The organism is Massilia sp. R2A-15, from assembly GCF_030704305.1.
Classification (GTDB): Bacteria; Pseudomonadota; Gammaproteobacteria; order Burkholderiales; family Burkholderiaceae_D; genus JAFCUW01.
Genome location: NZ_CP131935.1, coordinates 4,522,115 through 4,542,043, shown reverse-complemented (window position 1 = coordinate 4,542,043; position 19,929 = coordinate 4,522,115). Strand labels below are relative to the sequence as shown.

Sequence of the window (19,929 nt, the reverse complement as noted above, 5' to 3'; positions counted from 1 at the left end):
ATTGGATGTTTCGACGCATCGCCCTCGCCGCATTGATCACCGCCTGGCTGCCGCTGGCGCAGGCCCAGCTGCCCGAGCCCTTGAGCGCGAAGATGGCCGCCACCGGCATTCCGCAGGACGCCATCAGCGTGCTGGTGCTGCGCGGCGACACCACCTTGCTGTCGCACCTGGCGGACCGCCCGATGCAGCCGGCATCGACCATGAAGCTGGTGACAACGCTGGTCGGCCTCGAGACGCTGGGTCCGGTGTTCAAGGGCCGCACGGAGTTACGGTCGTCCGGTGAGGTGGTCAGGGGCGTGCTGAAGGGCGACCTGGTGCTGCGCGGCGGCGCCGACGCCGATTTCTCCGGCGAAGCACTGGAGACGATGCTGCAAACGCTGCGCAACCAGGGCATCAAGCGCATCGACGGCAACCTGGTGCTGGACCGCTCGGTGTTCACGCCGGCGCGCAGCGACATCGGCCTGGCGCCGTTCGACGAGGCGCCCGAGGCGTACTACAACGTGATTCCCGATGCGTTGCTGGTCAACAAAAACATGCTGCAGATCGACATGCGCTCGACCGACAAGAAGCTGCAGCTGGTGATGCAGCCGCCGCTGGAAAAAGTGACCATCGGCTCGGACATGCGGCTGGTCGACGCCGACTGCGCCAAGTGGGAGGACGGCTGGAAGGTGCCGGAAGCGCAGCAGATCGACGGCCGCATCAAGGTCGTGCTGCACGGTACCTTCCCGAAAAACTGCGCGCGCGGCTACAGCATCAACGTGGTGGACCGCCAGGATTACGTGGGCCGGCTGTTCCGCGCCACGTGGAAAAAACTGGGCGGCAAGTTCGGCGGCGACGTGGTCGATGGCGTCGCGGCGCCGGAGTCGACGCTGCTGGCCGAGCACGTCGCGCGCGCGCTGCCGGAAGTGGTCCGCGACATCAACAAGCCGTCCGACAACACGCTGGCGCGCACGGTGTTCCTCAGCATGGGTAGCCTGGAAGCCGATCCGAAGCTGGGCAGCCGGCCGCTGGCGGCGAGCAGCGAGACCACCTTCGCGCGCGCCGACGCGGCAGTGCGCGGGTGGCTGCGCGGCCACGGCATCGACGACACCGGCCTGGTGTTGGAAAACGGTTCCGGCCTGTCGCGCCTGGAGCGCATCAGCCCGGCGCAGATGGGCGGCCTGCTGAAGGCCGGGCTGCGCAGCGACTGGGCGCCGGAGTTCCAGGCCAGCATGCCGATCGTCGCGGTGGACGGGACCATGCGCAAGCGCTTGAAGGACAGTCCCGCGGCGGGCCACGCGCGCATGAAGACCGGCACCTTGTCGAACGTGACGGCGGTGGCCGGCTACGTGCGCGACGCGCTGGGCCAGCAGTGCGTGGTGGTGGCGATGATCAACAGCGACCAGGTCAGCAATGGCAAGGGCCGCGCGGTGCTCGATACGCTGGTGGACTGGGTGGCGCGGCTGGGCGCGCAATGATCTCGCGGCGTGGCTTCCTGCTGACTGCGGCGGCGGCGCCGCTGGTTGGCTGCGCGTTCGCCGCGCCACGCGAAAATGGTTTCGCGTCCGCGATCCAGCAGATTGAAAAGGCCTCCGGCGGCCGGCTTGGCGTCGCCACGTTCGACACCGGACGCAAGATTCGCCTGAACTATCGCGGCGCCGAACGCTTCCCAATGTGCAGCACCTTCAAAGTACTTGCGTCGTCAAGTATATTGGCGCGCGGGCCGGAATGGCTGGGCAAGCGCATCCACTACAGCAAGGACGACCTCGTCACGTATTCGCCGGTGACGGAGAAGCACGTCGCCGACGGCATGACCAACGCCGAACTGTGCGCGGCGACACTGCAGCTGAGCGACAACACTGCTGCCAACCTGCTGATGAAGCAGATCGGCGGACCGGCCGCGGTGACGGCGTTTGCGCGTTCGCTGGGCGACACCGAGTTCCGCCTCGACCGCTGGGAAACCGAATTGAACAGCGCCATTCCGGGCGACGTGCGCGACACCACGACGCCGGTGGCGATGATGGAAACGCTGGAGAAAATCGCGCTGGGCGACGCCTTGCCGCCGGCCCAGCGCGCGCAATTAGTCGACTGGATGGCGACCAGCACCACCGGCTTTGAACGCATCCGCGCGGGCGTGCCGGCCGGCTGGAAAGTGGCCGACAAGACCGGATCGGGCAGCTACGGCACCACCAATACGATCGCCGTCGTGTGGCCGCCGAACGCGGCGCCGATCGTCATCGTCGTCTTCTTCACGCAGCCGGAAAAGCACGCCGACAACCGCAGCGATGTGGTGGCGGCGGCAACGCGCGCTGTGGTCGCCGCACTGGCCGCGGCATGAATCGAAGTACTGGTTTCACCGCCTACTTGAGATGGCGCTCGAAGAATTCGGCGGTGCGGCCGTTGGCCAGGGCGGCGGCGTCAGCGTCGTAGTGCGTGCCGCGATGGCGCGCGAACGCGTGGTTAGCGCCCGGATAGGTGAACACATGGGCCAGCGGATTGTCCGCGAGCGCCGCGGTAATCGCCTCCTGCGCAGGTTTCGGAATGTACTCGTCGTCCTCGCCAAGGTGCACCATCAGCGGCGTCGTGATGTCGTCCGCCTCATCGAGATACTTGTCCATCCGTCCGCCGTAATACACCACCGCGGCATCGGCGCCAACCCGCGCGGCGGTGAGAAAGGTCATCAGGCCGCCCATGCAAAAACCCATCACACCGATTTTTCCGCTGGCGCCCGGCAGCGCGCGCGCGGCTGCCATGGTCGCCGCGATGTCGCCAACGCCGGCATCGCGGTCGAAGGCGCTTAACAGTGCAAAGGCTTTCTTCCTTTCATCCGGGCTATGGTCGGACAATTCCACGCCCGGTTCCTGGCGCCAGAACAGATCGGGGCTCACCGCCAGATAACCTTGCGCGGCGAGCGCGTCGCAGGTGTCGCGCAGGTCGAGGTTGACGCCAAAAATCTCCTGGATGACGACGACGGAAGGCGCCGGCAGCGACTCCGGACGCGCCAGGTATGCCTGGAAACTGCCGTCGGGGGTGTCGATGGTGATGTATTCGCTCATTCGGTTTTTCCCTTAAAGTTTTCCATAAACTACTGCGTTCCCCACCCTGGAATGGCCAGATAGTACCGGGTTGAACGGCCACTTCCGGCGCGCAGCAAGATTCCCTTGTCTTCGAGTTCGGTCAGGTCGCGCGACGACGTCGCCCGGGAAGCGCCCGTCAGGCTCTCGTACTTCCTTGTGCTCATGCCTCCTTCGAAACCATCGGGGCCGGCATCCAGCAATACATTGAGCATCTTGCGTTGGCGGGGCGATAGTTCCTTTTCCCGATGCGCCTGCCAGAATCGCGCTTTCTCCAACGATTCGTCGATAGCCACCGATGCCTCCTCGCACGCGATGCGCACTTGTGTGACAAACCACACGACCCACTGCGTCACATCGAGCGCTCCGTGCTGGGCGCGTTCCAGCTCGCTATAGTAATCGTCTCGCCGCTCCAGCAGGCGTTGAGAAATGCGCATCAAGCGACTTGTTTCGCCGCTGTCCCGCGCGAGAATCAGGTCGATAATGGCGCGGCCAACCCGCCCATTCCCGTCTTCAAATGGATGGATAGTCTCAAACCACAGGTGGGCGATTGCTGCTTGCACCAGGGTGTCCGGTTCGGTTCGGGCATTGAACCAGGCAAGCAGTGCATCCATTTCGGCCGCCATATGAGAAGACGGAGGGGCTTCGAAGTGCACTTTCTCGCCGCCTATCCGGCCACTGACAATCTGCATTGGCTCTGCATGCTCGCGATAGGCGCCCACAACGATCCTGGACATGCCTGAAAAACCTGTGGGAAACATAGCGGCCTGCCAGCCTTGCAGCCGCGCATGGCTTAGCGCGTCAGTTGCATTCCGGACAGCGTCGTCCATGATGTCGAGCAAGCCATCGATGTGCCGGGGCACATTGGAACCCTTTTCGCTGCCGACACCAAGGCGCCGGGCCACCGAAGACCGCACTGCCAACAAGTCGAGCCGCTCGCCTTCGATGGCCGCCGTCGCGACCGCTTCCTGGCTCCAGGCTTCGGCGGCGAGTGTCGTTCGTTGGGCGAAACCGAGCGCGGCAAGCTTTCCTTCAACCACGCCCTGAGCGCGCCGGGCGCGTGCAATCTCGGCAGCGACCAGTGTGGCGTCGTAGCGAAATTCCGGCCAATCCGGTTCTTGCCAGATGAGGGGGCGGTTATCCATAGCAGTGGAAAAAACAGGCGATGAGCCGAATATAGCACGCAATCGACTCATTTTTTGAGTCGATTACGAGAGATTATCGACTCACCCCCCCAAGGTTGGCGAAATCACCTACAGCACGCGGCGGAACGTATGGCGCACCGCCAGCAAATCGACGCGGTGAAGTATTTAGATGAGTCCGATTTGTTGGCGCTTTTTTGAGTGCGCGAGACAATTGGTGAGACTTTTCATCAAACACGATGTCAGACTACTCATTCGATTCACTTATGGGAAGTTGTGATGATGCCATTCTTGCGCATATCCTCGCATGCCGCCGTCGCCTTGCTTGCCGCGTGCGCAGTCTTTCCTGCCGCGGCGGGACAGTTCTTCATTGATAACCGGCCTGTCGAGATCTCGGAACTGTCCAAGAATGATGTCCGCCAGTTCCTGGCCGAAGACTGGGCAAAATTCGATAAGTACGTCAAGGATGCTCGGCACTTCATGACAGGAAAGATGGAGCGCATCGAGTGGGATCTTCAGCTGACCCCTCCTTTTCCCACGACCTGGCCGCCGCAGCAGCATCGCAGCGTCACGTACTATGCGTACGCGGAATATCAGGAGGCCACCATGCACGGAATAGTGGCGAGCCGCTCCGCGCCATGGGCCAAAGTCCAGTTGAATGAAGGAATGCCTGCAACCAAAACGATGCTTGCAACCGCAATCGGCCCGGTAGTGCACGGCGAAGGGGGCTTTCTGGGGATAAGTATCGAGTCGGCTGCCCGCATCAAGCAGATTGACACGGATGGGGCGGCGCTCCTGCCTGACTTTGTGAGCTGGCAGGCGATCCCGGACAACAAGGATCAGGTGCAAGCGATCCGGGAATACTACTGCCAATGGGCGCTGAGAAATCTCACGGCAAAATTAATCAAGGATAATCACCGCGCCTTCTTCGATTGGCTGTCGTGCCCGGCACGCACCATCGCGCCGGGTCTTCTCTACCCGCTCAAATAGCGCATTGCAGTTGGATCTTAGAGCACGCGGCGGAAGGTCTCGCGCACCACGGCGCGGTCGCCGCAGTCGAAATGCCACCACTCGGTATTGATGCCGTGGAAGCCGGCCTGGAACATGGCGTCGCGCAGCAGCTGGCGGTTGGCGATGTGCTGCTCGGTGATCTCGCCGCGCGCGAGCAACTCCGGCTCGAGCTTCGGATGCGAGCGCTCGGTCAGGTCGTCGAAGCCTGTGCCCATGTCGAGCTCGCGCCCTTCTTCATCGAGGATCGTGATGTCGAGCGCCATGCCGAACGAGTGGATCGAGCCGCGCTCCGGATTGGCCAAATACATCTGCAAGTCGGTGCCGTCGAGCGCGTCCCACAGCTGCTGCTGCACCCGCTGCGGCCGCAACGCATCCAACACCAGCGCCTTCGCGCCCGGCCGGCGTTCGGCCAGGTAAGCCACCACTTTCTCCAACGCCAGCGCCGCGTCGCGGTGCAACCACGCGCAGTCGAACGGGGAGTACAGGTCGCGCCCGACGAAGTTGTCGGCGGTCGCGTAACGCAAATCGACCGCGATGCCTTCGATGGTCGACAGATGACGGAATTCTTCGCTGCCGGCGATCTCTTCGCTGGCCACTGTGTACTTCATTGATTTATACCTTTTGAATACAGGCGCGCGCGGTCGCGCCGATGCTGTTGGCCAGTTCGCGCGCGCCGTGCGACAGCGGCGAATGGCTCGCGGTAAGCAGGAACAACTGCACGGGAATGGCGGGCGCCCACGGACGCCGCTGCACTTTGTCGCCGCCCGACGCCGCCGTGAACGGATCGACCACCGCCATGCCGGCGCCGGCCTCGACCAGCGAACGGGCGATCTGGTAGGTCTGCACCACCGTGTGGAACACCGGCGACACGTCCACGTCCTCGCAGGCGGCCACCACCTGCTCACCCAGCGGGTCGTTCTCGGCGTGGCCGATCAGTTCGCCGGACAGGCCCGCGGGCGTGATCGGCAATTTCAGGTCGGCGTCGCTCCAGGTGCCCGCCGGCGCGATCACGGTCATCACGCCTTGCGCCAGCGGCTCGGCGACGATGCCGGGATGGCGCGGGTCCTGCAGCGACAAGGCGAGGTCGGCTTCGCCCAGGCGCAGCGCGTTGACGATTTCGCTGGTGTGGAAGGTGGCCAGTTCGCAGCGCGTCTGCGGGAAGTCGCGGCGCCAGGCCGACATCGCCGCCGGCAGCACGCTGATCGCAATGGTCGGCGTGGACACCAGGCGGATGGTCTCGACCGCGCGGCCCTTGAGGCTGGCGGCGAGGCGGCGGATGCCCTGCAGGTCGCGGTTGAGCTTTTCGGTCTCGACGAACAGGCGGTGCGCTTCCGGCTTCGGATACAGCTTGCCGCGCACGCGCTCGAACAGCGGCATGCCCAGCTGCAGCTCGGCGTGCTGCAGCACCTTGGTCACCGCCGGCTGCGAGATGTGCAGCACCTGGGCGGCGCCGCTGATGGTGCCAACCTGCATGATGGCGTGGAATACTTCGATGTGGCGGAGGCGCATGTCCTATCCTTCCTTTTTTCGCAGCATATAGGAAAAATTCCTCCGCCGCGTTCAATCAGGGCGCTTTCGGCGCCGGGGTTGTCAGCACGTCAAGCAGCGCCGCGGTCTCGGCGTCCGGCGTGCCGTCGATGATGGCCGGACGGTATTTCATCTGGAACGAGGTCAGCACGTTGCGCGTCGCCTGGTCGAGCTCGCCGGTCTGCGGCGTCGCGTAGCCCCACTGCGCCAGGCGCTTCTGGAACCATGCCACATCCGGCAGCGCGGCGTCGAACTGCGGCCGCACCGCCGTCACGCGCGCCGCGTCGGGCCACACGATCAGGCCGGCCTGCGCCAGCTGGAACCACGGGAACATCGGTCCCGGATCCTGCTTGCGGCCCGGCGCGATGTCGCTGTGGCCGAGGATGTTCTCGGGCGGCACGTGGTGCTTGGCGACGAGGTCCTTGAGCAGCAGGATCAGCTGGTCCATCTGCGCCTGCGGGAACGGGTACCAGGTGCGCACGCCGTTGGCGTCGGTGGTGAAGCCGGGATTGACGATCTCGATGCCGATCGAGCTGCTGTTGAGCAGCGTGTAGTTCTTCCAGTTCGACACGCCGGCGTGGTTCGCCTGGCGCGTCTCGTCCACCAGCGCGTACGCGCGCGGCGCGGCCTCGTCGGTCAGCAGGTAGTGGGCGCTGACGCCTTCCTGGGTGAGGGTCCGGATCGATCCCGGCAGGTTGCTCACCGTGTAGTGCACGATGATGAACTTGACACGGCTGCTCTGCGCCTTGGCGGTCAGCGAGTGGTCGATGCGCGGCCCCGGCGCGGCGCAGCCGGCGAGCAGAGCGATCATGAGCGTGGCGAGCAGTGTTTTTTTCATCGGCTTCAGTCAGGTTGGTGTGGAAGGTTTTCTTTCGCGGCGATGCGCGCCGCCGCATAGTGCGCTTGTCCCACGGCTTGCGTGAGATCGGTATCGGCCGGCATCGCGGCGCGCATCGTCTGCAGGATGATCGGATGCAGCGCAGACGCGCGCCCCGCCAGCACCACCGGCCGCGGACCAAAGCGCGAGATCAGCGCCTTGCCCAGCCGCGCCAGCTCTTCACCGGCGCTGTGCAGGATGGCCGCGGCGGCCGGATCGGTGTCGGCGGTCGCGGCGACGGCCAGCGCCAGCTTGCCCACTTCGCCGCGTTCCTGGCCGTAGATGAACTGGCGCGATTGCGACCAGTCTTCGCCGCCAATGTGCGCGAACACGGCGCGCGCCATCGGCGAGTCCTGCCAGGCGCCGGGGCGCTCGTCCTCGTTGCGCCAGATCAGGCGCAAGGCTTCGCGCGCGATCCAGAAACCGCCGCCACCGTCGTCGAGCATGACGCCGCGCCCGCCCGCGCGATGGAACACGTGGTGCTCATCGATCCAGGCGCCGATCGAGCCGGTGCCGGCGTACACCAGGTAGCCTTCGCCCGGCGCAAAGCTGCCGAGGTAAGCGATTTCGATATCGTTGGACAGCGTGATGGCGCGCGTGCGGATCTGCAGCAGTTCCGACAGCCAGCGCTGCAATTGCTCGCCGTCGCCGCCGAAGCCGGTCAGGCCGGCGCGCACCCGGCTGGGGCGGCCGTGCTGCAGCACCGCCTGCGCCAGCATGGCGAAGTTGGCGTACACGGCCTGGCGTCCCGAGCCGCTGCTCATCTGCAGTGCCGACAGGCCGGCGACCTGGCCTTCCGCGACGATGCGGCCGTCCGGCTCGGCCAGCGCCCAGCGCGTCTGCGTGCCGCCGGCGTCGATGCCGAGGCCAAGCGTGCTATCGGGTTCCAGTTCCAGATTCCACATGACTTCTTACTTCCCCAGCACCGCGACCGGCGCGCTTTCGTTACCCAAGCGGTCGACCGCGTTGACGAACACCGCGGCCGGCTCGCCCGCCAGGCGCACTTCCGCCTGCGAGGCCGGCGCCACGGTAAAGCGCCACTCGCTGCCGTAGCGCGACCAGATAGCGTACTGCGCATCGCCCTTGCCCGGCGCGAGTTTCAGGCTGACCGCGCCCGCTTCGCGTTTCGCGGTAACGACTGGCGCACCCGGCTTCGCGCCGGCCAGCCACGGCGTCGCAGGCACCAGCGCCGGCGAGGCGTAGTGCGCGGCCTTCAGCTGGTCGCTGATGCCCTTGCGGTTTTCCATCAGCGCGGCCATGCTGAAATGCACGTGGCCGGTCGCGCCAGGACGCGCGTGGGTCACCTTGATCTGATCGATGATCTCCGCCGGCGGATAATCCTTGCTCGGCGCGCCGATCCGGCTGGTGAACAGGCCCGGCCAGATGTGGCGGCCCTTGCGGTTCTGCGCGATCCAGTAATCGAGCAGCACGTCATAGGCCTGCGGCTTCTGGTCGATCGCCCAGTACAGCTGCGGCGACAGGTAGTCGAGCCAGCCCGATTCGAGCCACAGCTCGGCGTCGGCGTACAGCTTGTCGTACTGGGAAAAGCCCATGATGCCGGCCGGACGGCGATCCGGCTTGCCCAGGCCAAACGGGCTGATGCCGAACAGCACCCAGTTCTTCTCCTTGTGGATACCGGTGTACAGCGCCTCGATCAAGTGGTTGACGTTCTGGCGCCGCCACGATGCGCGGTCGAGCTTGCCGCCGGAAGCGAGGTAACGCTGCCAGGCCGGCTGGTCGGGAAAGTCCAGTTCGGCCTTCGCCGCGCCGTTGCCGTCCAGCGCGGCCGCGCCGCCCTCGGCGTTCGGCGCCTCGATCGGGTACGGGTAGAAATAGTCGTCGATGTGCACGCCGTCGATGTCGTAGCGGCGCACCACGTCGAGCACCACGTCCAGGGTCTGCTTCGACGCCGAATCCTCGGCCGGGTCCATCCACAAGTGCTTGCCGTAGGTTTTCACCGCGGCCGGATTGGTCTTCGCGATGTGATTGGCGGCCAGCGGCGACTTCGCGCCAGGGTGGCGCGCGCGGTAGGGATTGAACCAGGCGTGCAGCTGCAGCCCGCGCGCATGCGCCTGCGCGACCCAGAACGCCAGCGGATCGTACATCGGCTGCGGCGGCGTGCCTTGCGCGCCGGTCAGGTACTCGGTCCACGGCTCCAGCTTCGACGGATAGATCGCGTCGGCGGAAGGGCGCACCTGCAGCACCACCGCGTTCATGTTCAGCGCCTTGGCGCGATCCAGGATCGCGATCGCTTCGGCCTGCTGCTGCGCGGCGTTCAGGTTCTGCTTTGTCGGCCAGTCGATGTTGGCGACGGTCGAGACCCAGGCGGCGCGGAATTCATGCGGCGACGCCGGCGGCAATTCGGTTGGCGCGGACACCACCGGCGCGGATGGCTTCTTGATGGTGGTGCAGCTGGCCAGCAGGGCGGCCATGGCGGCCAGCACGAGTGCGCGTTTTTTCAAATGAGGCAAATCGACTCCCGGGAATCTAGACTTTGACGAACCATTTCTTGCGCCACATGAGCCAGGCGATGCTGAACATGAAGGCGTTGAACAGCAGGGCGTACAGCAGCGAGGTGTTGACCGGCGCGATCGGCAGCGCCTTGACCGGCGCGTACAGCAGCTTGCCGAGCGAGACCTTGCTGCCGTCCGGCTGGGCGAATTCGATAAAGCCGAGCATCTTGGCGATCAGGCCCGACAGCGCGAAAATGAACAGCGCGTTCATGCCGTAGATGACGAAGGGCTTGCTCCAGCGGCCGGCCGCTTCGCGCACCGCGGCGCTCGGGTTCACATCCAGCAGCCAGTAGAACGCCGAAAACGCCACCAGCGCCCAGCCGCTCATGAACAGGCAGAACGACGGCGTCCACAGGCTCTTGTTGATCGGCATGAGGATCGCGTCGAGGATGGAGCCCAGCGCCAGCAGCAAGAGGCCGATCAGGAGCATCCAGACGGTCTGCTCGGTGCGCGGCGCACTGCTCAACAGCCAGCGGCCCGCCAGCACGCCGATCAGCTGGCTGCCCAATGCCGGCAGGGTGGAGACGAAGCCTTCCGGGTCCCACGTCTTCGACTGGATCCACAGGTGCTTGCCGAGCAGCAGGCGGTCGAGATAAGCGCCGATGTCCTTGCCCGGCTCGAGCACGCCGGCGCCGAACTCCGGCACCGGCACGTAAAGCATCAACACCGAGTACGCGGCCAGGAGGCCCACAATCCACGCCAGCTGCTGGCGCCAGCTGCAATACACCACGATCGGCGCGGCCAGCAGCGTGCAGATCGCGATGCGCTGCAGCACGCCGGGAATGCGCACGATCGGCCAGTTGAAATACGGGACTACGTTCAGCGCGAAGCCGATCGCGAAGATCAGCAGGGCGCGCAGGGCCAGCTTGCGCAGCAGGCGCGGCTTGTCGGCGCCGGCGGCCGCCAGGCGCCCCAGCGACAGTGCCATCGACACGCCGCCGATGAACAGGAAGAACGGGAAGATGGTGTCGGTGAAGGTCCAGCCGTTCCACTTCGCGTGTTCCAGCTGGGGATACAGGTTGTTCCAGTCGCCCGGGTTGTTCACCAGCAGCATGGCGGCGATGGTGAAGCCGCGGAAGGCGTCGAGCGAGTTCAGCCGTCCGAAGTTCATTTCTTGCCGAATTCCGGGTCGATCTTCACCAGCGCGGCCATGATGAAGGCCGGGATCGTCATCAGGCAGACGTAGATGAAGAAGTGCTGGTAGCCGAGGATTTCCTGGATCTTGCCGCTGACCATGCCGGGCACCATCATGCCGAGCGCCATCAGGCCGGTGCAGATCGCGTAGTGCGCGGTCTTGTGCTCGCCTTCCGCGACCATGATCATGTACATCATCATGGCGGTGAAGCCGAAGCCGTAGCCGAACTGCTCCAGCGCCAGCGAGGTGCAGATCAGGTAGAAATTCTGCGGCTGCGCGCTGGCCAGGTACACGAACACGAGGTCGGGGATGTGCACGGCCAGCACCATCAGCCACAGGCAGCGCTTCAGGCCCAGGCGCGAAATCACGTAGCCGCCGAGCAGGCCGCCCAGGGTCAGCGCGATCACGCCGACGGTGCTGTAGGCCACGCCCACCTGCGAAGTAGTCAGGCCCAGGCCGCCCTTGGCGACCGGGTCCATCAGGAAGGGCGCGGCCAGTTTCAGCAGCTGCGACTCGCCCAGGCGGAAGGTCAGGATGAAACCAAGGATCAGCCAGATTTCGCGTTTCCTGAAGAAGGCGCCGAAGGTGGCGAAGAATTCGCCCAGCGGGTTGCCGCCCTTCGTTACCGCGTGGTCCTCCGCCGGGCGCGGCAGCATGAAGTGGTGATAGACGCACAGCGCCAGGAACATCGCGGCCAGCACGAAGAACACCACCGACCAGGCGAAGCGCACGTCGCCGGTGCGTTCGGTCAGCTGGCCGGCGAGGAAGACCAGCGCACCCTGGCCGGCCAGCATGCCAAGCCGGTAAAAGGTGCTGCGCACGCCGACGAACGCGGCCTGGTGCTGCTGGCGCAGGCCCAGCATGTAGAAGCCGTCGGCGGCGATGTCATGGGTGGCCGAGCTGAACGCCATCAGCCACAGCACGGCCAGGCTCATCTGGAAGAAGGTGGGCAGGTGCATGGTCAGCGCGACCAGGCCGAGCGCGGCGCCGATCAGCAGCTGCAGGCCGACGATCCAGAAGCGCTTGGTGCGGAACATGTCGACGAAGGGCGACCACAGCGGCTTGATCACCCACGGCAGGTACAGCCAGCTGGTGTACAGCGCGATGTCGGTGTTGGAAATGCCGTTGGCCTTGTACATGATCACAGACAGCATCATGACGACCACGTACGGAATGGCCTGGCCGAAATACAGCGACGGCACCCACAGCCACGGACTCTTCACTTGCGATGTTTGCATAAAACTTTCGTGATCGCGCGGCACAGGGCGCCGGGCGCCGCCCGGTTACGCGGCGAGCGCCTGGCGCACGCTGCCGCGCGCCGCCTCGAGCAATGCCCGGGCCTGATCGATACTGGTTTGTTTGGACAGGGCCACGATGGCGACCTTGACGTGGAAATCGCACTGCTCCAGCGCGGCGCGGGCTGCGGGCTCGTCGGCGCCCGTCGCAATCATCGTCAGGGTCACTGCGCGCTTCACCAGCTTGGCGTTGGTCGGCTTCAAGTCTACCATCAGGTTGCCATAAACCTTGTTCAAACGCACCATTAATGCGCTGGAGAACGTATTCAGGGCGATTTTCTGCGAGGTGCCTGCCTTCAGGCGCGTGCTGCCCGAGATCAGCTCGGATCCGGTGTCCAGGGTGACGCCGATCTCGGCTTCGTTGGCGACTGGCGCATCGACGTTGTTGGCGAAGCCCACCGTCAGCGCGCCGATTTCACGCGCGGCGCGCAGCGCGCCCAGCACGTACGGGGTGCCGCCGGATGCGGCCAGCAGCAGCACCACGTCGTTCGGGGTCGGGTTGGTGGCGCGCAGATCGGCCGCGCCTTGCTCGAGGTCATCCTCGGCGCCTTCGACGGCGACGTACAGCGCCTTGCTGCCGCCGGCCAGCAGCGCCAGCGCGCGCTCTTGCGGCCACGAGAAGGTCGGATACAGTTCCACGCTGTCGAGCAGGCCCAGGCGGCCCGAGGTGCCGGCGCCGACGTAGATCAGGCGACCGCCCGCTTCGATGCGCGGCACGGCGGCGGTGACGGCGGCGGCGATGCGCGGCGACGCGGCGCGCACGGCGCGCACGGCGTTCTGCTGGTCGTCCACCAGCGCGTTGATCAGCTCCGTGGTCGGATACTGGTCCAGCTGCGCGTGGTCCTGGGAAGGGGTTTCAGTTTTTAACATCGCCGTCTGACATTGGGTTCGATGCTACCAGTGTAATACCAACCTCCCGGGCAATCCCATGAAAGGATCGGGTCAAGGCATTCCGCAGGGTTATGAAGCGCGTCGCATTTCCGCCACAAAGTCATAATGGTCGCTGCGGCAATACGAATGCGTCAGCTCCACCGCCTGGCCCGATTCGAGGTAGCCGATGCGGGTGATGAACAGCACCGCCTGGCCTTCCGGGATGCCGAGCTGAGACGCCAGCAGCGCCGGTGCGTTCATCGCGCGGATGTGCTGCAGCGCGCGCACCGGCAGGTGGCCGGACCGGCCCAGGTGCTCGTACAGCGAACCGCCGACCATTTCCGGGCGCGGCAGCACGGCGGCCGGGATCACGCTGATTTCGTAGGCCATTACCACGTCGTCGGCCAGGCGCAGGCGCTCGAGGCGCGCGACGCGGGTGTGCGGCGACAGGCCCAGGCTGAGCTGCTCGTCGGCGGCGGCCACCACGATGGCGCGCTTCAGCCACTGCGAGCTGGGGCGGTAGCCGCGCTGCATCAGCTGCTCGGAAAAGCTCGACAGGTTCGACAGCGGCTGCTCGATGCGCGGCGCGATGTAATTGCCGGAGCCGCGGCGGCGCACCACCAGTCCCTGGCCGACCAGCTGGTCGATCGCCTTGCGCGCGGTCACGCGCGAGACGTCGAGCTGCTCGGACAGCAGGCGCTCGGACGGCAGCGCCTGGTCCACCTGGTAGCGGCCTTCGCGCACATCGGCGATGAGCTTGCGCGCCACCTGCATGTACAGCGGCGAATTGTCGTTCGAATCGGCGCGGAAATCGGTACTGGTATTACTCATTGAATGTCTTTCGATCGGTCGGCGTCATTGGCAGGCGCGCATTTTGCCGCATATTTTAGCCGCATTGGTCTGATCGGGCGGCAAGCATTGCAAGCATATCAAAAGGTTATGCTGCATTTACTTCAATTCATTGGATCGGAGCGAATCGAGCCCGTATCCTGCAAGAAAAAACCTCGTCTGTTGCAGACGGGATACAGGGACAAGCCAGAATGAAACACACCAGGCGCACTTTGCTGGGACTCGCCCTGATGGGCGGGATGAGCCACCTCCTGCGCGCCGCGCCGCTCGCCGGCAATCCGATCGCCGGCAATCCGTTCGGCGCGCTCGACCGCGAGTTATCGGACATCGCCGGCGACCCGGCCTGCCAGATGGCCAGCCTGTCGGTGCTGGCGATCCGCGCCGGCAAGCCGGTCTACCAGCGCCAGTTCGGCCATCGCTTCCTCGCCACCGCCGCCGCGCCAAGCCGCCCGGCCGACGAGCGCACCATGTACCGCATCGCTTCGATCTCGAAGATGATGACCACGCTCGGCCTGATGCGGCTGGTCGAAGACGGCAAGGTCGCGCTGGACGCCGATGTGAGCGCTCACTTAGGCTTCACCCTCCGCAATCCGAACTTCCCGGACCAGCCGGTGACCCTGCGCACGCTGCTGACCCACACCTCCTCGCTGCGCGACGAGGCCGGCTATTTCTGGCCGCTGGACACCGCGCTGTCGTCCGCCATTACGCCGGGCGCGTGGGCGAAAAATGCCGGACCGGGACAGTACTTCAACTACTGCAACCTGAACTGGGGCGTAATCGGCACCCTGATGGAGCGCGTCACAGGCGAGCGTTTCGACCGCCTGATGAAGCGCCTGCTGCTCGATCCGATGGGCCTGCACGGCGGCTACAACCCGTCGGAATTTTCGCCGGAAGACCTGGCCAACGTCGCCACTATCTACCGCAAGCGCACTACCGACACCGAAGTGTGGGACAGCGCCGGTCCATGGATCGCCCAGGTGGACGACTACAGCACCCGCGCGCCCACGCCGCCGGCCGGCATCGAGCGCTACGTCCCGGGCACCAACGCGACGTCGTTCAGCCCCACCGGCGGCTTGCGCATCTCGGCCCGCGACATGGGCCGCGTGATGCAGATGATGATGAACGGCGGCGCCATCGACGGCCGCCGGATCCTCAAGCCGGCCACGCTGTCAGCCATGTTCGAGCGCCAGTGGACCTTCGACGGCAAGAACGGCGACACCTACCGCGGCCTGTTCAACTGCTGGGGCCTGGGCAACCAGCAGTTCCCCGACCAGGCCGGCATCGCGCTGGTGGACGGCGGCGGCTTTGCCGGACTCGGCCACCATGGCGACGCCTACGGCCTGGTATCGACCTTCGTGTTCGATCCGGCCACCAAAAACGGCATGGTGGTTCTGGTCGGCGGCACCTCGGCCGACCCGGAAACCCGGCGCGGCGCCCACTCGTCGATGGCGCGCTTCGAGGAACGCGTCCTCACCGCACTTTACCGTGGTGCAATATTGGGTTTAAGCAACTAGAATTGATGATCCCGACATTACATAAATGTTAGTTATAACCGGGCGATGCACATTCATTAGCCCGATGGTTGACCAGCACCTAAGCTGGCCAGCTATCTCCCAATAAGAATCGTGAAACGGCATGCAGGAAGTAATCGTAATTGGCGGCGGCGTAATTGGACTGACATCGGCCTGGTGGCTGCTGGAGGCCGGCTATGGCGTGACCCTGCTCGAACGCGAAGCTGACGTCGGCAGCGGCGCGAGCTACCGCAATGGCGGGCAGCTCAGCTACCGCTACGTCTCGCCGCTGGCCGACCAGGGCGTGCCGCTCAAGGCGCTCGAATGGATGATCCAGGGCGACGGGCCGCTGCGCTTCAAGCCCGAGGCCGACCTGCGCCAGTGGTGCTGGCTGGCCAAGTTCCTCGCCAACTGCAACGCCGCCGACAACCGCAAGACCACCTCCAAGCTGCTCGAGCTGGGCGAACTGTCGCGCCGCGCGATGGGCGAACTCGAGCTGGCCGTGCCGCTCGACCAGTTCGCGTGGCGCAACGCCGGCAAGCTGGTGGTGTACCGCTCGAAGAAAGCCTTTGACGCCGCCGTCGCCAAGACCAGCGGCGCCGGCGAGGTGCTGTCGGCGGCCGAATGCGTCGCGCGCGAGCCGGCGCTGTCCGCCGCGCTGCCGGTGCTGGCCGGCGGCATCTTCAACGAAGGCGAAGCGGTGGCCGACTGCCACGCGTTCTGCGAAGTGCTGGCCGCGCGGCTCAAGGAGCATCCGCGTTTTCGCGGCGTGATGCACGGCGAAGCGCGCCGCATCGCCGTCAACAACGGCCGCGTGACCGGTCTCGACACGACCGCCGGCATGCTGTGGGCAGACAATTATGTGCTGGCCGCCGGCATCCAGAGCCGCGACCTGGCCGCCACCGCCGAGATCGCGCTGCCGCTGTATCCGCTCAAGGGCTACAGCCTGACCGTGCCGATCCGCGCGACCGACGTGGCGCCGGAGATCTCGGTGACCGACTTCGAGCGCAAGGTGCTGTACGCGCGCATCGGCGACTCGCTGCGCGTGGCCGCGATGGTGGACATGGTTGGCGAGGACGCCTCGCTCGATCCGAAGCGCGTGGCCGCGCTGACGCGCCAGGTGCGCGAGACCATGCCGAACGCGGCCGACTACGACCGCATCTCGCCGTGGGCCGGCTTGCGTCCGGCCACGCCGGACAGTGCCCCGATCATCGGCGCGACCAAGTATCCGAACCTGTGGCTCAACGTCGGCCAGGGCCCGCTCGGCTTCACCTTCGCCTGCGGCTCGGCCAAGCTGCTGGCCGGCGCCATCAAGGGCGACGCGCCGCCGTTTCCGCTCGACGGCCTGACGCTGCGCTAGCCACGGCCGGGGTCTGGTCCTGCAGCGACGGGGACGCCGTGTCCCCATCCGCTGCGTCCCCATCCGCTGCGTCCCCATCCGCTGCGTCCCCATCGGAGTTGTTCGTCAATTCACCTGCAGTTGCTGTCAGGTTAATATATCGGCGCAGTCAACCCGGCAATCTTCACTCCACGCTTCCCCGATGACAGAGACAGCAGCGATGAACCAGGACTATTCCGCACACAATGAAATCCCGGCGGTCGACGACTACCTTCGTCTTCGCCGCATTGCAGGTTTGACTCCCCGCACTAGCGCGGCGGCGCAGGCTGGATTGCCGAACACGATTGCAGGCGTGGTGATTCGAAACGATGGTATGGCCGTGGGGATGGGTCGTGTGATTGGGGACGGCCTGTTCTATCAAGTGGTTGATATCGCAGTCGACCCGAAACATCAAAAAAAGGGCCTCGGGAAAGCCATCATGGCGTCCTTGATGGCACAATTGGAGCGGCTGGTGCCTTCGGAGGCGTATGTCAGCCTGATTGCCGATGGCGAAGCCCATCGCCTGTACGCCCAATTCGGATTCAAGCCTACCGCCCCGGCTTCGATCGGAATGGCCCAGTGGATCGCACGCGAACAATGACCTGCTTCGCGGTGCGGCGGGCCCCATCGGCGCGGCAGGGTCCGGCCCCGCGCACCTGACTCCATTGCCGCGCACCTGCGGCAAAATGGCGGATAATGCACGATTACCTCGCAGCGAATCACCATGCAATCACCATCGTGCCCTTGCGGCGGCCCCAGTTTCGACACCTGCTGCGGCCCCTACCTGGCCGGCGACGCCATCGCGCAAACGGCCGAACAGCTGATGCGCTCGCGCTATACGGCCTTCACCCGCGCCGACGAAGCGTATCTGCGCGCCACCTGGCACCCGACGACCCTGCCGGCCGGCCCCCTGGTCGAGCCCGACGAAAGATGCCAGTGGCTCGGACTTGAGGTAAAATCTGCTTTACGTTTACGTCAACGTAAAGCAGATTTGCCAGAAACGCCAGACCGCGATACCGTGGAATTTGTCGCCCGCTACAAGATCGCCGGGCGCGCGCACCGCCTCCACGAAGTCAGCCGCTTCGTGCGCGAGGACGGTCGCTGGTTCTACCTGGACGGCAGCTTCCCCGACTAAGACCCGCAAACAAGAAGGACAGGAATGCCTCTCATCGACAGCAAGCTCAATTCCCGCAGCGACGACTTCAAGGCCAACGCGGCCGCCATGCAAGCGATCGTCGACGACCTGCACGCCAAAGTCACCGCCGTCGCGGCCGGCGGAGGCGCCGCGGCATCGGCCAAGCACGTCGCCCGCGGCAAGCTGCTGCCGCGCGACCGCGTCCAGATGCTGCTCGACCCCGGCACGCCCTTCCTCGAACTGTCCCAGCTCGCCGCCTACGAGATGTACGACGGCGCCGCGCCGGCCGCCGGCATCATCACCGGCATTGGCCGCGTCTCGGGCCAGGAATGCGTCATCGTCTGTAACGACGCCACCGTCAAGGGCGGCACCTACTATCCGATGACGGTCAAGAAGCACCTGCGCGCGCAGGAGATCGCCGACCAGAACAACCTGCCGTGCATCTACCTGGTCGATTCGGGCGGCGCCAACCTGCCGAACCAGGACGACGTGTTCCCCGACCGCGACCATTTCGGCCGCATTTTCTTCAACCAGGCCAACCTGTCCGCCAAGGGCATCCCGCAGATCGCCGTCGTCATGGGTTCATGCACCGCCGGCGGCGCCTACGTGCCGGCCATGAGCGACGAGTCGATCATCGTCAAGGAGCAGGGCACGATTTTCCTCGGCGGCCCGCCGCTCGTGAAAGCGGCCACCGGTGAAGTCGTCAGCGCTGAAGACCTCGGCGGCGGCGACGTCCACACCCGCCTGTCCGGCGTGGTCGACCACCTGGCGCAGAACGACCTGCACGCGCTGTCGCTGGCGCGCACCATCGTGTCGAACCTGAACCGCACCAAGCCGCAGCAGATGGACCTGCGCGAGTCGGTCGAGCCTAAGTACCCGGCGAAAGAGCTGTACGGCGTGATCCCGGTCGATACCCGCAAGCCCTTCGACGTGCGCGAAGTGATCGCGCGCGTGGTCGACGGCAGCGAATTCGACGAGTTCAAGGCGCGCTACGGCACCACCCTGATTTGCGGCTTCGCCCACATCTACGGCGTCAAGGTCGGCATCATCGCCAACAACGGCATCCTGTTCTCGGAGTCGGCGTTGAAGGGCACCCACTTCATCGAACTGTGCTGCCAGCGCAAGATCCCGCTGGTGTTCCTGCAAAATATCACCGGCTTCATGGTCGGGCGCAAATACGAAAACGAAGGCATCGCCCGCAACGGCGCCAAGATGGTCACCGCGGTCGCTACCGCCTCGGTTCCGAAGTTCACCGTCATCATCGGCGGCAGCTTCGGCGCCGGCAACTACGGCATGTGCGGCCGCGCCTTCTCGCCGCGCTTCCTGTGGATGTGGCCGAACGCGCGCATCTCGGTGATGGGCGGCGACCAGGCCGCGAGCGTGCTGGCCACGGTCAAGCGCGACGGCATCGAGGGCAAGGGCGGCCAGTGGAGCGCCGACGAGGAAGCCGCGTTCAAGCAGCCGATCAAGGAGCAGTACGAGCATCAGGGCCACCCGTACTACGCCACCGCGCGCCTGTGGGACGACGGCGTGATCGACCCGGCCGACACCCGCATGGTGCTGGGCCTGGGCCTGTCGGCCGCGCTCAACGCCGAAATCGGCGAGACGAAGTTCGGCGTCTTCCGGATGTAAG

The 19,929-nt window shown here is 65.4% G+C and carries 19 protein-coding genes; 8 read left to right on the top strand and 11 right to left on the bottom strand.

From position 1 onward, the window contains the following. Window positions 1–5: 5 nt before the first annotated feature. Window positions 6–1,457, top strand: a complete 1,452-nt coding sequence (gene dacB, locus Q4S45_RS20975) for a D-alanyl-D-alanine carboxypeptidase/D-alanyl-D-alanine-endopeptidase (RefSeq protein ID WP_305507336.1) — start codon at window positions 6–8, stop codon at window positions 1,455–1,457. Then, window positions 1,454–2,317 (top strand): class A beta-lactamase, encoded by an 864-nt coding sequence (gene bla / locus Q4S45_RS20970; protein WP_305507335.1) that lies wholly within the window; start codon window positions 1,454–1,456, stop codon window positions 2,315–2,317. Before dacB ends, bla begins: the two co-directional genes overlap by 4 nt. A gap of 22 nt (window positions 2,318–2,339) precedes the next feature. On the opposite strand, the gene Q4S45_RS20965 is transcribed toward bla, so the two are convergent. Both Q4S45_RS20965 and Q4S45_RS20960 read right to left on the bottom strand, forming a co-directional pair. Next, window positions 2,340–3,035, bottom strand: a complete 696-nt coding sequence (locus tag Q4S45_RS20965) for a dienelactone hydrolase family protein (RefSeq protein WP_305507334.1) — start codon at window positions 3,033–3,035, stop codon at window positions 2,340–2,342. Between the two features lie 29 nt (window positions 3,036–3,064). Next, on the bottom strand, window positions 3,065–4,249 hold the full coding sequence (locus Q4S45_RS20960; RefSeq protein ID WP_305507333.1) for a Fic family protein: 1,185 nt from the start codon (window positions 4,247–4,249) through the stop codon (window positions 3,065–3,067). 225 nt (window positions 4,250–4,474) lie between these two features. On the opposite strand from Q4S45_RS20960, the gene Q4S45_RS20955 reads away from it, so the two are divergent. Further along, window positions 4,475–5,185: a hypothetical protein gene (locus tag Q4S45_RS20955; RefSeq protein ID WP_305507332.1), complete on the top strand. Its 711-nt coding sequence runs from the start codon at window positions 4,475–4,477 to the stop codon at window positions 5,183–5,185. A 17-nt stretch (window positions 5,186–5,202) separates the two neighbouring features. On the opposite strand, the gene Q4S45_RS20950 is transcribed toward Q4S45_RS20955, so the two are convergent. From Q4S45_RS20950 to Q4S45_RS20910, 9 genes are all read right to left on the bottom strand, one after another. Further along, window positions 5,203–5,814 (bottom strand): M15 family metallopeptidase, encoded by a 612-nt coding sequence (locus Q4S45_RS20950; protein ID WP_305507331.1) that lies wholly within the window; start codon window positions 5,812–5,814, stop codon window positions 5,203–5,205. 4 nt (window positions 5,815–5,818) lie between these two features. Beyond that, a complete protein-coding gene (locus Q4S45_RS20945) occupies window positions 5,819–6,715 on the bottom strand; it encodes a LysR family transcriptional regulator (RefSeq protein WP_305507330.1) in 897 nt (298 codons plus the stop codon). A gap of 55 nt (window positions 6,716–6,770) precedes the next feature. Beyond that, a complete protein-coding gene (locus Q4S45_RS20940; RefSeq protein WP_305507329.1) occupies window positions 6,771–7,571 on the bottom strand; it encodes an N-acetylmuramoyl-L-alanine amidase in 801 nt (266 codons plus the stop codon). Between the two features lie 5 nt (window positions 7,572–7,576). Next, the gene (locus Q4S45_RS20935) at window positions 7,577–8,515 is read right to left on the bottom strand and encodes an N-acetylglucosamine kinase (protein WP_305507328.1); all 939 of its coding nucleotides are present in this window, start codon (window positions 8,513–8,515) and stop codon (window positions 7,577–7,579) included. Window positions 8,516–8,521: 6 nt separating this feature from the next. After that, complete coding sequence (locus Q4S45_RS20930; RefSeq protein ID WP_305512168.1) at window positions 8,522–10,042, bottom strand: glycoside hydrolase family 10 protein; 1,521 nt, start codon at window positions 10,040–10,042, stop codon at window positions 8,522–8,524. Window positions 10,043–10,097: 55 nt separating this feature from the next. Next, window positions 10,098–11,234 (bottom strand): acyltransferase family protein, encoded by a 1,137-nt coding sequence (locus Q4S45_RS20925; protein WP_305507327.1) that lies wholly within the window; start codon window positions 11,232–11,234, stop codon window positions 10,098–10,100. After that, window positions 11,231–12,496, bottom strand: coding sequence for an MFS transporter (locus tag Q4S45_RS20920; RefSeq protein ID WP_305507326.1), 1,266 nt, complete (start codon window positions 12,494–12,496; stop codon window positions 11,231–11,233). Before Q4S45_RS20920 ends, Q4S45_RS20925 begins: the two co-directional genes overlap by 4 nt. 45 nt (window positions 12,497–12,541) lie before the next feature. Further along, window positions 12,542–13,423: an N-acetylmuramic acid 6-phosphate etherase gene (locus Q4S45_RS20915; protein ID WP_305507325.1), complete on the bottom strand. Its 882-nt coding sequence runs from the start codon at window positions 13,421–13,423 to the stop codon at window positions 12,542–12,544. A 90-nt stretch (window positions 13,424–13,513) separates the two neighbouring features. Continuing rightward, window positions 13,514–14,254 carry a GntR family transcriptional regulator gene (locus tag Q4S45_RS20910; RefSeq protein WP_305507324.1) on the bottom strand — a complete coding sequence of 247 codons (741 nt, stop codon included), beginning with the start codon at window positions 14,252–14,254 and terminating at the stop codon, window positions 13,514–13,516. Between the two features lie 209 nt (window positions 14,255–14,463). Here Q4S45_RS20910 and Q4S45_RS20905 point away from each other — a divergent pair, with 209 nt between their 5' ends. The 5 genes from Q4S45_RS20905 (at window position 14,464) to Q4S45_RS20885 (ending at window position 19,928) form a co-directional block, all read left to right on the top strand. Next, window positions 14,464–15,786, top strand: a complete 1,323-nt coding sequence (locus Q4S45_RS20905) for a serine hydrolase (protein ID WP_305507323.1) — start codon at window positions 14,464–14,466, stop codon at window positions 15,784–15,786. Window positions 15,787–15,907: 121 nt separating this feature from the next. Continuing rightward, window positions 15,908–17,143, top strand: a complete 1,236-nt coding sequence (locus Q4S45_RS20900) for a D-amino acid dehydrogenase (protein WP_305507322.1) — start codon at window positions 15,908–15,910, stop codon at window positions 17,141–17,143. 199 nt (window positions 17,144–17,342) lie between these two features. Continuing rightward, complete coding sequence (locus Q4S45_RS20895) at window positions 17,343–17,762, top strand: GNAT family N-acetyltransferase (RefSeq protein ID WP_305507321.1); 420 nt, start codon at window positions 17,343–17,345, stop codon at window positions 17,760–17,762. A 123-nt stretch (window positions 17,763–17,885) separates the two neighbouring features. After that, window positions 17,886–18,296 (top strand): YchJ family protein, encoded by a 411-nt coding sequence (locus Q4S45_RS20890; RefSeq protein WP_305507320.1) that lies wholly within the window; start codon window positions 17,886–17,888, stop codon window positions 18,294–18,296. Window positions 18,297–18,320: 24 nt separating this feature from the next. Beyond that, complete coding sequence (locus Q4S45_RS20885) at window positions 18,321–19,928, top strand: carboxyl transferase domain-containing protein (protein WP_305507319.1); 1,608 nt, start codon at window positions 18,321–18,323, stop codon at window positions 19,926–19,928. Window position 19,929: the final 1 nt, after the last annotated feature.